Annotated in this window: 11 protein-coding genes; 4 read left to right on the forward strand and 7 right to left on the reverse strand. The window is 70.8% G+C overall.

The features are described 5' to 3' along the window. The first annotated feature begins 207 nt into the window (after window positions 1-207). Together ACFY0U_RS26915 and ACFY0U_RS26920 are read left to right on the forward strand one after the other, a co-directional pair. Window positions 208-543, forward strand: a complete 336-nt coding sequence (locus tag ACFY0U_RS26915; RefSeq protein WP_388639959.1) for an STAS domain-containing protein — start codon at window positions 208-210, stop codon at window positions 541-543. Between the two features lie 187 nt (window positions 544-730). Next, the gene (locus tag ACFY0U_RS26920; RefSeq protein WP_388639960.1) at window positions 731-1,177 is read left to right on the forward strand and encodes an ATP-binding protein; all 447 of its coding nucleotides are present in this window, start codon (window positions 731-733) and stop codon (window positions 1,175-1,177) included. A 5-nt stretch (window positions 1,178-1,182) separates the two neighbouring features. Here the strand turns inward: ACFY0U_RS26920 and ACFY0U_RS26925 are convergent, their stop codons facing one another. The 4 genes from ACFY0U_RS26925 to ACFY0U_RS26940 all read right to left on the reverse strand — a co-directional run bounded on the left by ACFY0U_RS26925 (window position 1,183) and on the right by ACFY0U_RS26940 (window position 8,934). Next, on the reverse strand, window positions 1,183-1,614 hold the full coding sequence (locus ACFY0U_RS26925) for an ATP-binding protein (protein ID WP_388639961.1): 432 nt from the start codon (window positions 1,612-1,614) through the stop codon (window positions 1,183-1,185). A 142-nt stretch (window positions 1,615-1,756) separates the two neighbouring features. Next, a complete protein-coding gene (locus ACFY0U_RS26930) occupies window positions 1,757-4,264 on the reverse strand; it encodes a SpoIIE family protein phosphatase (RefSeq protein WP_388639963.1) in 2,508 nt (835 codons plus the stop codon). 76 nt (window positions 4,265-4,340) lie between these two features. Beyond that, the gene (locus tag ACFY0U_RS26935; RefSeq protein WP_388639965.1) at window positions 4,341-8,312 is read right to left on the reverse strand and encodes a HAMP domain-containing protein; all 3,972 of its coding nucleotides are present in this window, start codon (window positions 8,310-8,312) and stop codon (window positions 4,341-4,343) included. Between the two features lie 256 nt (window positions 8,313-8,568). Next, window positions 8,569-8,934, reverse strand: coding sequence for an STAS domain-containing protein (locus ACFY0U_RS26940; RefSeq protein ID WP_388639966.1), 366 nt, complete (start codon window positions 8,932-8,934; stop codon window positions 8,569-8,571). Window positions 8,935-9,137: 203 nt separating this feature from the next. Here ACFY0U_RS26940 and ACFY0U_RS26945 point away from each other — a divergent pair, with 203 nt between their 5' ends. Then, the gene (locus ACFY0U_RS26945; protein WP_388639968.1) at window positions 9,138-9,572 is read left to right on the forward strand and encodes an ATP-binding protein; all 435 of its coding nucleotides are present in this window, start codon (window positions 9,138-9,140) and stop codon (window positions 9,570-9,572) included. 60 nt (window positions 9,573-9,632) lie between these two features. Further along, window positions 9,633-10,283: a uridine kinase gene (locus tag ACFY0U_RS26950; RefSeq protein ID WP_388639970.1), complete on the forward strand. Its 651-nt coding sequence runs from the start codon at window positions 9,633-9,635 to the stop codon at window positions 10,281-10,283. Between the two features lie 15 nt (window positions 10,284-10,298). Here the strand turns inward: ACFY0U_RS26950 and ACFY0U_RS26955 are convergent, their stop codons facing one another. The 3 genes from ACFY0U_RS26955 to ACFY0U_RS26965 form a co-directional block, all read right to left on the reverse strand. Next, on the reverse strand, window positions 10,299-11,264 hold the full coding sequence (locus tag ACFY0U_RS26955; RefSeq protein WP_388639972.1) for a YihY/virulence factor BrkB family protein: 966 nt from the start codon (window positions 11,262-11,264) through the stop codon (window positions 10,299-10,301). A 199-nt stretch (window positions 11,265-11,463) separates the two neighbouring features. Next, on the reverse strand, window positions 11,464-11,910 hold the full coding sequence (locus tag ACFY0U_RS26960) for a hypothetical protein (RefSeq protein WP_388639974.1): 447 nt from the start codon (window positions 11,908-11,910) through the stop codon (window positions 11,464-11,466). 148 nt (window positions 11,911-12,058) lie between these two features. Continuing rightward, window positions 12,059-12,208 (reverse strand): hypothetical protein, encoded by a 150-nt coding sequence (locus ACFY0U_RS26965; protein ID WP_388640328.1) that lies wholly within the window; start codon window positions 12,206-12,208, stop codon window positions 12,059-12,061. Window positions 12,209-12,649: the final 441 nt, after the last annotated feature.

The raw sequence follows: 12,649 nt of genomic DNA on the forward strand, positions 1-12,649 counted from the left end.
ACAACAACGTGTGCAACGGCCAGGGCTGATGACCTTCTCGCCTGCGGATCGCGGTGCGCGCCGCGGATGCGCGATTACCCCTGAACGCGCACGTCATGCACCGCGTCCGCACGGGCCGTTCGACGTGCGGCGCGGCACGTGACACGGTGGGGGGAGCCCAGCGGCCGCTCCCCGGCAACCAACCCCCATCGAAAGGGGGCCCCGAGAATGGGCACTCGCATCTTTCTGAGCCCCGGTGGCCTCGCCGCCACGCTGACCGTGGACAGCGACATCGACGACCGTGCACGGCCCGCCATCGAGAGCGCGGCGGCCCAACTCCCGCCCTCCGTGCGCCGGCTCACCCTCGACCTCGCCGGTGTCGGCTTCGTGGACTCGGCCCTGCTCCATCTCGTCCTGACGATCGACCGGTCCGTCGCCGACCGCGGCGGTCTGCTGAGGATCGTCGGCCTGCGCCCACAGCCGCGCCGGGTACTCACCCTCGCCGCCGACCTGCGCCCCGACACCCGCTGGCAGACCTACCTCGCCTCTCCCGGGCCGAGCTGACACCACCGTCGAGCGGCCGCTCCTGCGCGCTCGCACGCATGAGTTTCGACGACTTCGGATCGTTCGATGAAATAGGTGTACAGAATGCGACAAGCCGAGCCGGGTAATCGCTGATATGAGCACGGCACGCGATCCGACCCGATCGCGAGGAGGCCGTACAGCGAAGGCATCGAAAGGCTGTTCAGCAGTGACAGGAGTCGCAAGGTTCTTCGGCCCCGGCGAGGAGGTCCGGTCGGCCGAGCCCCCGGTGACGACCGCGGCGGCGGCGCGGGAGTACACGCGGTCGGTCGTACGGCAGCGATGGGACTCGGCGTCCCGCACGGCACGCGAAGAGGACGTCGTCGACCTGCTTCTCGTCGTCTCCGAACTCGTCACCAACGCCATCCGCCACGGTGACGGGCTGGCGGCGTTCGAGGTCACCGTCGCCCGGGACGGCGTCCGGCTCGCCGTCCACGACCACAGCGACGTCGTCCCCGACGCCGCCTACGGCTGCGGCCGGCCCCCCGGGGCCGACCACGGGCACGGGTACGGCTGGCCGCTCATCATCCGCCTGGCACGTGAGATCGTCATCGACCGACGTCCGGGGGGCGGCAAGTCGATCAGCGTGCTGGTCCCGCTGCGCGCGCGGCCGTAGCGCCTTCACCAGGGAAGAAAGACATGGATGTCCTTCCCTCCGTCCTTCGGGACGACGCTGACCTGGCTGCACAGGGTATGGATCAGATACCAGCCGACCCCGCCGTCCCTGTCGCGCCGGAAGGGGCGTGGGGCCGGGGGCGTGACGCTGGTGTCGTGGACGACGACATGCACGCCGTCGAAGGTCCTGCGCAGACGCACCTCGAAGGGGCCCGGCGCGTACTGGACCGCGTTCGCGGCCAGTTCCGTGACGACCAGGAGGATGTCGTCCCAGTGTTCCGGCGCGGCCGGAGGTGTCACCCGCGCGAGGCCGTCGAGGAACTGCTCCGCGTCGAGGCGGGCGTCCGTGACGTCGTGCAGCTCGCCCGGATAGCGGGTGGCCCGCTCCCGCACGGTCCCGGAGGCCGCACTTGTGTGCCGACTGTGCTCGGTTGCCATCGCGCCTTCCCCGCTCGGAGCCGCGCCGTTGCCCGACCGGCTCACCTGTCCCTGTGGTCTCTTGGTTTCCCAGGAGGGTGGGCGCTACGCCTACCGGGAGCGGTCGGCCCGCCCCAGTGTGCCCGCGGCCACGGGTGACGGGCTAGGTGACCCGCACGCCCACGACACAGGTGTCGTCGTCCGTGTCGGACCTGCTGTGGGTGAGCAGACGGTCCAACTGCTGTTCAAGGGTGGGTTGCAGGGTGCGCGCGGTGGCGAGCAGATGGGCCAGCGACTCCTCCACGGAACGGTCACGGCGTTCGATGAGGCCGTCCGTGTACATCAACAGGGTGTCCTCGGCGGCCAGTTGCATCTCGTGTTCTTCATACGTCGCCTCCGGCACGGCGCCGAGCAGCAGCCCCTTGACCAAGGGCAGCGCCGTCGCCTCGCTGCCGCGCACCAGGACCGGCGGCAGATGGCCCGCCCTGGCCCAGCGCAGATGGCGGCGGTCGGGATCGTAGAGGCCGCAGACCGCCGTGGCGGTGACGGCCCCGCTCAGATGGTGGGCCACCATGTTGAGCCAGGACAGCAGCTGGCCCGGCCCGGCGCCGGTGACGGCGAGCCCGCGCAGCGCGTTGCGCAGGACGACCATGCTGGTGGCCGCCTCGATGCCGTGTCCGGCGACGTCCCCGACGCACAGCAGCACCAGCCCGGAGGGCAGTACGACGGCGTCGTACCAGTCGCCGCCGACCAACTGCTCCGTCTCGGCGGGCCGGTAGCGCACCGCGACGCGCAGCCCGGGTGCCTGAAGCGGGGCCTGCGCCGGCGGCATGATGGCGTGTTGCAGCTGGAGGGTCAGCCGGTGGCGTTCGCTGGCCTGCTGCTCGGTGTGGGCGAGCTGGTCGCGGGTGGCCGCGAGGGCCACCTCCGTCCAGTGGTGGGCGGAGATGTCCTGATAGGCGCCTCGTACGAGGTGCAGACGGCTGTCGGAGTCGAGGACCGGCTCGGCCGCCACCCGCAGATGCCGGGTCACCCCGTCGGGCCGCAGCAGCCGGAAGGCGGTGGAGGCCGGCCGGTGGTGGTGCAGGAGGGTGCGCAGGAACCGGCCGATGGCGACCGCGTCGTCCGGGTGGGCGTGGGCGGGCAGATCCTCCAGCGAGACGGGGCCGGTGGAGACGGGTTGGCCGTAGAGGTGGTAGAGCTGACCGTTCCAGGTGATCTCACCGGTGAGGAGGTTCTCCTCGAAACCGCCGATGCGACCCAGCCGCTGGGCGTGCTGGAGCAGGTTCGCCAGGCGTGCCGTCTCGTCCTCTATGCGCCAGATGAGCAGCACGCTGCCCCCGTGCCGGCTGATGCTGACGTCGGCGACCGCCGACAGCGGCACATCGTCCAGGAGCTCGGTGAGCCGCATGCGGTGGGCACGGAAGGGCTCGCCCGTGGCGTGGACGCGTTCGACCTGCTCGAAGAGCCCGCTCTCGCCCGCGGCCATCGGATACGTCTCCAGCAGGAGGGCCCCGCCCACGACGCCCCGCGGCCGGCCCGCGGGGTCCAGAAAGCGGGCGTTGACGTGCTGGATACGGAAGTCGACGAGTTCCCCTGCGGCGTCCACGTGCGGGACGAGGACCAGGGCGGGGTCATGGAGCCCGTCGGCCAGGTCCATCAGCTCGGCGGCGTCGGGCAGGACCCGGGGCCCCGGGGCGGTGTCGCCGGCATGGCGCGGCTCGTAGGACTCCAGGGTGTGCGAGCACAGCTCCGCCAGGGCCTCGATCTGACGGACGATCTGCGGGGGCTGGGGCTCCAGCCGGTCCGGCCAGACGATCTCCAGTACGCCGTGGATGCGGCCCGCGGCGCCGGCCGGCACCGCGACCCGGCCGCCGTCGGGGTGCTGATGCCGGCCGACGGAGGGCAGGCCCGTGTCGGACAGGCGGCCGATCCACTGGCCGGTCCGTTCGGAGAGACCCCGGCGTGCCACGGTCGCCACGCCGGGCGGCACGTACCGCCAGCGCTCGGCTTCCGCGGGGGAGAATCCGGCGCTGCCGGCGAGGGTGAGGGAACCGTCGGAGCCCAGGGCCCAGATGGCCACGGCCACCGCGCCCAGCGGGGTCAGCGCGTGGGCCAGCAGGGAGTCGGCGACGCTCTGCGCGTCCTGGGCGGCAAGGGCGGCGCTCTCCGCGGACCGCAGTCCCACGGCGGCCGAGCCCTGGTCAGGGGTGCCGGGGGCGGCGGTCCGGTCCGCCGCGGCCGCGAGAAAGGCGGTCGTCACCTCGGAGAGCCGGTCCCGCGAGGCCTGGTTGATCACCTCGACGGCGAACTCGAGCGGTGTCACGCCCGCCTGTCCGGTCAGCTCGGCGAGCTGCCGGGCCGCCTGCGCCGGTCCGCATCCCAGACGCTCGACGAGGATGCCCTTGGCCAGTTCGATCAGGGCGCGCCCGTCCGCCTCCGCCTGCGCCGCGCGGACCTCCCGCCGCAGCCGCTCCACGGTCGCCGCGAGCCGGCCGACGGGCGTCTTCCGGGCGGCCAGGTCCTCGGCGTCGGCCCCGGCTCCCGTGGGGTCCGCGCCGCTGCGGGCCGCCGGCAGCAAAGCCGCCGGGCCCGGTCCAGGGGGCGGATCGGCGCCGGGCGCCGGATCGTCGGCGTCTGCCGGGTCGGGCGGCTGGTGGAGTCGGCTCACGATGACGCGGTTCCTCGCTTCGAACGTCCAGGGACAGCACCCGGTCGGCGGGTGCGCACGGCGGCATGACCTTCCGTCATACGAGGAGCCGGCGGCGTACGCGGCCGATGAGGTCGTCGGCGTCGACGGGCTTGGTGACGTAGTCGTTCGCGCCCGAGGCGAGGCTCTTCTCCTGGTCGCCCGGCATGGCCTTCGCGGTGACGGCGATGATGGGCAGGTTCGCGTACTGGGGCATCCGGCGGATCTCCGCGGTGGCGGCGTACCCGTCCAGCTCCGGCATCATCACGTCCATCAGCACCAGGGAGACTTCCGGGTGCGCGAGCAGCATCTCGATGCCCTTGCGCCCGTTGTCGGCGTGCAGGACCTGGAAGCCGTGCAGCTCCAGCACCCCGCTCAGCGCGAAGAGGTTGCGGGCGTCGTCGTCGACCACGAGGACCGTACGGCCCCGGAAGGCGTCGTCCACGACCTGCTGGGCCGGCTGCGGGGACTCCTCCGCGTGCACGAGCGCCAGCACCTCGCCCGGTTCCTCGGCGGCCAGGTGCAGGGTGATGTGTTCGCGCAGCTCGTCCAGGCTGGACAGGAAGTCCAGCGGACGGCCGCCCGCCCGGGAGCGCAGCATCTGTTCCTGTGTCAGATCCAGCCGGTGACTGGTGTGGACGAGCACGGGCACACTGGCCAGCGCCGGGTCGCCCCGCATGGCCTCCAGCAGCTGCACACCCTCCTCGTCCGGCATGCCGATCTCCAGCACGACGCAGTGGCAGGGCTCGGCGGCCAGCGCGCCGGCTGCCTCCTGGGCTCCGACGGCCGTGATGATGTCGATCGCCCCGCGCGGGTCGTCCGGGTCGGGCGCGAGATCCGCGACGGCGCGCTCGGCGACCAGGGTGAGCAGACCGCGCAGCCGCTCCTCGACCACGAGCAGACGGCGCCTGCGCCGCTCGGGCACCGTGGCGGAGGCGAGCGGTGCCTCGGAGCCGGCCGCGTCGTGCGCCTGTTCCAGCGGCCGGCCGCCGCCGAGCACTTCCTCGAAGTCCGCGCGGGCGACGGGCAGATAGAGCGTGAAGGTGCTGCCCTGGTCGGGCGTGCTGTCGACGGTGACGGCTCCGCCGAGCAGGTGGGCGATCTCCCGGGTGATCGACAGACCCAGCCCGGTGCCGCCGTACTTGCGGCTGGTGGTTCCGTCCGCCTGCTGGAACGCCCCGAAGATCGTCTCCAGTTGCTGCTGCGGAATCCCGATGCCGGTGTCCTTCACCCGGAAGGCCACGACCGGGCCGCCGCGATGGACGCCCGGGGGCACCTCGCGGTCCGCGGCGGGTTCGATCCGCAGTTCCACGCCGCCCTGCTCGGTGAACTTCACCGCGTTCGACAGCAGGTTGCGCAGGATCTGGCGCAGCCGGGAGTCGTCGGTGAGCAGGTCGGCGGGGGTGCCCGGCGCGGTGGCCACGGTGAAGTCCAGGCTCTTCTGCGTCGTCATCGGCCGGAACGTCGCCTCGACGTACTCGAGCAGTTTGCGCAGCGGGACGCGTTCGGGGGCGACGTCCATCTTGCCGGCCTCGACCTTCGACAGGTCGAGGATGTCGTTGATCAGCTGGAGGAGGTCCGAGCCCGCCGAGTGGATGATGCCCGCGTACTCCACCTGCTTGTGGGTGAGGTTGCGCGAGGGGTTCTGGGCGAGCAACTGGGCCAGGATCAGCAGGCTGTTGAGCGGGGTGCGCAGTTCGTGGCTCATGTTCGCCAGGAACTCGGACTTGTACTTGGACGCCAGCGCCAGCTGCTGGGCGCGGGTCTCCAGTTCCTGCCGGGCCTGCTCGATCTCCAGGTTCTTGGCCTCGATGTCGCGGTTCTGCGAGGCCAGCAGAGAGGCCTTCTCCTCCAGTTCGGCGTTGGAGCGCTGGAGTTCGTCCTGCTGGATCTGCAACTCCTGGGACCGGGCCTGGAGTTCGCCGGTCAGCCGCTGGGACTCGTCGAGGAGCTCGTCGGTCCGGGCGTTGGCCACGATGGTGTTGAGGTTGACGCCGATGGTCGGCATCAACTGGGTCAGGAAGTCCTGGTGGATCTGGGTGAAGCGGGCGACGGAGGCCAGCTCGATGACGCCGAGGACCTGGTCCTCGACCACGATCGGCAGCACCACCAGGGCGCTGGGCACCGCTTGTCCGAGGCCGGAGGAGATGGTCACGTAGCCCGGCGGCAGCTCCTCCACGGTGATGGCGCGGTGGTTGCGGGCGGCCTGTCCGACCAGTGAGCGTCCCACGGGGATACGGGCGGGCCGCTCGGCGTCGTCGGGGTAGCCGTACGAGCCCACCAGCCGCAGCTCGGTGTCCTCGGCCAGGTAGAAGGCGCCGTACTGGGCGCGGACGAGCGGCGCGAGCTCGTCCATGATCAGCTCGGCGACGACGGGCAGCTCCCGGTGGCCCTGCATCAGGCTGGAGATCCGGGCGAGGTTGGTCTTGAGCCAGTCCTGCTCCTGGTTGGCCCGGGTGGTCTCGCGCAGGGACTCCACCATGGAGTTGATGTTGTCCTTGAGGTCGGCGACCTCGCCGGAGGCCTCCACGGTGATCGAGCGGGTCAGGTCGCCCTCGGCGACGGCGCTGGTGACCTCGGCGATCGCGCGGACCTGCCGGGTGAGGTTCCCGGCCAGTTCGTTGACGTTCTCCGTGAGCCGTTTCCAGGTGCCTTCGACGCCTTCCACCTCGGCCTGGCCGCCGAGCCGGCCCTCACTGCCCACCTCACGGGCGACACGGGTGACCTCGGCGGCGAACGACGACAGCTGGTCGACCATCGTGTTGATGGTGGTCTTGAGCTCCAGGATCTCGCCCCGGGCGTCGACGTCGATCTTCTTCGACAGATCGCCGTTGGCCACCGCCGTCGTCACCAGCGCGATGTTGCGGACCTGGCCGGTGAGGTTGTTGGCCATGGAGTTGACGTTGTCCGTCAGGTCCTTCCACGTGCCCGCCACGTTCGGTACGTGTGCCTGTCCCCCGAGCCGCCCCTCCGTGCCGACCTCGCGGGCGACGCGGGTGACCTCGTCGGCGAACGCGGACAGCGTGTCGACCATGGTGTTGATGACGTCGGCCAGGGCGGCGACCTCGCCCTTGGCCTCGACGGTGATCTTCTGCGACAGGTCGCCGCGCGCGACGGCGGTGGCCACCTGGGCGATCGAGCGGACCTGGCCGGTCAGGTTGGACGCCATCACGTTGACGTTGTCCGTCAGGTCCTTCCAGGTCCCCGACACACCCCGGACGATGGCCTGGCCGCCGAGATTGCCCTCGGTGCCGACCTCTCGGGCCACGCGGGTGGCTTCGTCCGCGAACGCGGACAGCTGGTCGACCATCGTGTTGATCGTGTTCTTCAACTCAAGAATCTCACCCCGCGCATCCACGGTGATCTTCTGAGAAAGATCCCCCTGCGCCACCGCGGTGGCCACCTGGGCGACATTGCGTACCTGGGACGTGAGATTGCCCGCCATGAAGTTCACGGAATCGGTCAGGTCGCGCCAGACACCGCCGACACCGGGCACCTGGGCCTGACCACCGAGGCGTCCCTCGCTGCCGACCTCGCGGGCGACCCGGGTGACCTCGTCCGCGAACGCGGACAGCTGGTCGACCATCGTGTTGACGGTCTCCTTCAGCTGCAGGATCTCGCCGCGCGCGGGCACGTCGATCTTCTGCGACAGATCGCCCTTGGCCACCGCGGTCGCCACCTGGGCGATGTCGCGCACCTGCGTGGTCAGGTTGCCGGCCATGGCGTTCACCGAGTCGGTCAGGTCGGCCCAGGTGCCCGAGACCCCCGGAACCTCCGCCTGGCCGCCCAGGGTGCCCTCGGTGCCCACCTCGCGCGCGACGCGCGTGACTTCGGACGTGAAGAGGGACAGCTGGTCGACCATGCCGTTGAAGACCGTGGCGATGTCACCGAGCAGGCCCTCGCCGTCGGACGGCAGCCGGGTGCCGAAATCGCCGTCGCGGACCGCGGTCAGTCCGGCCAGCAGCTGCCGTAGCTCCTGCTCGCCCGGGGCCCGCTCCACGGCCTCGATCGTCTTGCCGGTCATGCGCATCCTCGTTCCGCTCCCCAAGAGCCCTCACCCCGAGGACTCGGAACCGCGCCAGGCCGTGTAGGGCCCTGCCCATCGCCCGCGTTTCCGCTGTTCACGGACCGCGCACGATGAGGAAATGCGGTGAAGGCTAACGCAGTTGTCGGGCGACAACCAAAGCCTGGCGCGAGCCACCAGGCCGCTCAAAAAAGGCGGTGCGAAAGTGGCATGACAGAGCCGTCCGGGGGCACCCGACCTGATTTGGCTCCGATACAAACCGTCATGGCGCGAGCGCGTCCTGAACCGTCGGATGACAGGTGACGAGGGTGTCGAGCCCCACGAGCTGCACCGTGCGCAGCACGGCGCCCCGCACTCCCACGAGCCGTAGCCATCCCTGTGCGGCCTGCGCGGCCTGATACAGGGCGACCAGGGCATTGACCCCGCTGGAGTCCATGAACGTCACCCTGCTCAGGTCCACGACGACGCGCTGCCCGGCGGTCGCGTCCGCCGCGGGCACGGCCCGGGTCAGAGCCGTCACGCTCTGGTAGTCCACTTCGCCGTGGAGGCTGAGGACGGTGACGCCGTCGACGTCGGACCGGATCACGGACAGCTGGCCGTGACCCACTGATTCCTGGTTGTCTGCCACTGTTGTCCTCTGCACGCTCGGGGGCTGAGTCACGTCTCCGTTGCCAACGTTGCCCACTCCCCCGGCAGCGATGCGCGCGGATGAGCCATTCATAGGCTCGCGACACAGGAGTGATACGGGATTTACCGGGTATTCGCGCGCTCATGAACGGGGTATTGCAGATCGTCGGCAGGGAACCTGTCCCGCGCGAGGAGTGTTCCCGGATGCCGGATGACGCACCTGCCGAGATGACGGTGGCCATGGACGGGGCAGTCGGCTGTATCGCCGACGCGAGGGCGAGTGCGTCGGAGTTCCTGACCAGAGCCCAGTCCGAGCTCGGCCTGCCGGTGTCGGCACGCACCATGGACCTGACGCAGCTGGTGGTGAGCGAGCTGGTCACCAACGCGCTCAAATACGCGCCCGGGCCGGTGATGCTGCACCTGCGCATCACCGGCGACTCGGTGGAGATCACCGTATGGGACACCGACCCGACCCTCCCGACGGCTCGGAGTGCCGATGCCGGACGGGTGGGCCAGCATGGTCTGGAGATCGTGATGGCCGTGGTCCAGGGCTTCGAGGCGCATCGCGAGCCCGTCGGGAAGCGGATCACCGGTCGGCTCGCGCTGTTCGACGATCCGCTGGTGGGCCTCGACGGCTGAAACGGCTCGCGCACCCACCACAGGCGGGACACGTGCCTGGCCGCGGAAGACAGGTTGCCGATGCGTCTGCATCCAGGGGAGGCCGAGGCCGCCGGCTGGCGGGTGGTGCCCCTGCTCGACGCCGTCCGGCGGCTACGCGACGCGTCGCCCGCCGTCAGCGGACGTCCGCGGGTGGTCGCGATCGACGGCCGGGGCGGCGCGGGCAAGACGACCCTGGCCGAGCGGTTGCGCGTGGTGGTGCCCGACTCCGCCGTCGTGCACACCGACGACATCGCCTGGAACCACGCCTGCTTCGACTGGGGCGCCGTACTCGTCGAGAACGTCCTGCGCCCCTTGCACCGCGGTGAGGCGGTGGACTTCCGCCCCGACCCCTGGGTCACCCACGACCGGCCCGGATCGATCACCGTCCCCGCCGGTGCCGACGTCGTCTGGGTCGAGGGGACCGGCATCATCCGCGAAGAGCTGGCCCCGTGGTTGGACGCCTCGGTGTGGATGCAGGGTGATCTCGACGAGCAGGAGCGTCTGCTGGCCCTCCGGGACGGCGACTCCCCCGAGCACCGGGAGCATGTGGCGAACTGGCTCCTGGAGGAAGTGCCGTTCATGGCGCGCGAACAGCCGTGGGCCCGAGCCACGTTGATCGTCGGCGGCCCTCCGCGGCTCGACCACGACCCGACTACCGAATTGGTCGTCGCGCCGCCGACCAGACGCTAGGACGCGAGAGCACCATCACGGACCCGCCCCGGGGTCCGGGTGGACGGCCGTTTCGATGCCGGCGCGGGCCGCTTCCAGCTGGGCGGCGAAGGCGATGCCGAGGAAGAGCGCGACGGCGGTGAGGTTGGCCCACAGCAGCAGCGCGATGAACGCGGTGAGCGGACCGTACACCGCTCCGAAGCCACCGCTGCCCTCGACGTACAGGGCGAGCAGCCAGGTGGCCGACACCCACAGCAGCAGGTGTACGGCCGACCCGAACGCCAGCCAGGTGTAGCCGGGTTGGCGGCGGCGCGGAGACCAGCGGAAGATCACGGCGGAGGCCACCCAGGCCAGTACGAGCCCCACGGGGATGCAGAGCACCCCCCACCACCGCGCCCCGTCCGCCTCCCAGCCCGCGGTGTCCGCCACGGCGTCGCCCACCGCCCGGCCGGCGACCAGGACGACGAAGCCCAGCACCAGGGGCAGGCCGGCGGCGAACGCGAGAGTCATCGCCCGCGCGTACTTGTGCAGGAAGGGGCGGTCCCGCTCGATGCCGTAGATACGGTTCGCGCCGCGCTCGATCTGCCCCATGGCCGAGGCGAGGTTCAACAGCGCGAAGCCCGTGCCGAGCCACAGGGCGAGCGTGCTCCAGGCGTCGCCGTGCGCGGTGCGCCGGGCCCCGTCGAGGGCGTCCTCGACGATCTCGGCACTGGCACCGGGCACGATCCGACCGAGCGTGAGCTCGATGACCCGGCCCAGGCCCTCCGTGTGCACCGATGTGGCCAGCCCGACCAGCGCCAGGGTGCACGGGACCAGCCCGAGCACGACCTGGAAGGCGAGGGCCCGCGCGTTGCTGAAGCCGTCGGCGTAGCGGAAGCGGGCGACGGAGTCCGTCAGCAGCCGCAGGCCCCCGTAGTGACGCAGGGCGGTGAACGCCTCGTCCCCGGAGAGCTCCTCCCCGATCATGTCCCGGGTCTGCGGGACATGGACAGCGGTACCCATGGCGTGGACGCTCCTCGTCGTACGGCGGCTCTGTGCCCCAGTGTCCCCTCACTCCCACCGCGCACTCGACGGCGCTCGGGCACGGGCTCGGATCGCCGCGGGCAGGGACGGTGGGGCGGCCCGTCATCGTCTTCGTCCGGGCGCGCGGGGCATCGCGGACGGTTCGCGATCGTGGCGATGGCGGCTGGGTCTCAGCCGCTCACGCGGCGCTTCCTTCCTCGCGTCCCGCCCTCGCCGGAGTACGGGCCGGCCTGACCCGATAGGTGGTCTTCGACGGATCGTTGACGGGCTCGCCCCAGGTGATACGCCCGCAGGAGCGCAGTTCCTCGCACACGCCGGTCGGCAGGGCGACGTAGCAACCGCCCCTGCCGGTGGCGGAGTCGACGGGGCGCCAGTAGCCGTAACGGATCCGTCCGTTCGCGTGGACGGTGACGAAGACGGGGGTGCGGGAGTCGGACACGATGCGCAGCACGTCGGCCGCCGGGGCGTCGAGGGGCGGCGTGGATCTGGGAGGGGCGAGAACGGCGGGTGCCGTCAGGCGGGTGAAATCCGTACGTCTCGTCCGTTGCGCGAGATCGCTTTCGCCGTGGTGCGGGGTGTGGACGGCGCGGGTCGTGGCGACGGCGTTCGAGGAGGTCGGGGGCATCGGTGCGGCCTTTCCAGGGGGAGGAACGGACACCGTTCGCCTCGTTCAGGTCCAATGTTGATCTTGCTGGTCGCATTCTTGCGCCTGCCACTGACAGTGCGGGCCGCTCGGTGCCCCAAGGCGTCCGCCCGAGCCCCGCACCGTCAGCTCAGTGGCGCCGTCCCCGCAGCTTGCCGAACAGCCGCTGCGCCTGGGCTCGGCGGCGTGGATCGGCAGAGGCACGCCGCACCTGCTCCGCGGCACGTCGTCCCTGCGGGCTCCTGCTGAACTGCTTGATCTTGGCCAACATGCCTGCCACGGCTGTCCTCCTCAGACGGTCGGCGACAACTCCCCTCGATGACAAGGAGTTCGTACGAACGCGGTTACCCCGACCTGGCCCACTCACCCCTGCCTGCCGGACCAACTCCCGCGCCGCCGCCCGGCCGGGTGACGAGCTCCAGGCGCCCGCGGCCAACGCCATGACACTCACGGCGGCGTCCGAAATTTCGACTCACTTTCGGATCGTCGACTCCAGGGAGACTAGAGGGAGTTGGGGACGTGACAACACCAATCCGCCGGTCAACAGATTCCGTCACGCCCCGCCGACCGGAGACACCGAGTTCAGAGGCCCACTTCATCGACGGCCGAGCGCGATGCGCATCGAAATAGTTCGGCGTCAGGATCGAATCATGCGAGGTGTATTGACGGAAGCAGCGGGCCTCGCAATCATCCCGGTTGCTCGATGAGTCGATTGACGTTC

Source organism: Streptomyces sp. NPDC001536, from assembly GCF_042894505.1.
GTDB lineage: Bacteria > Actinomycetota > Actinomycetes > Streptomycetales > Streptomycetaceae > Streptomyces.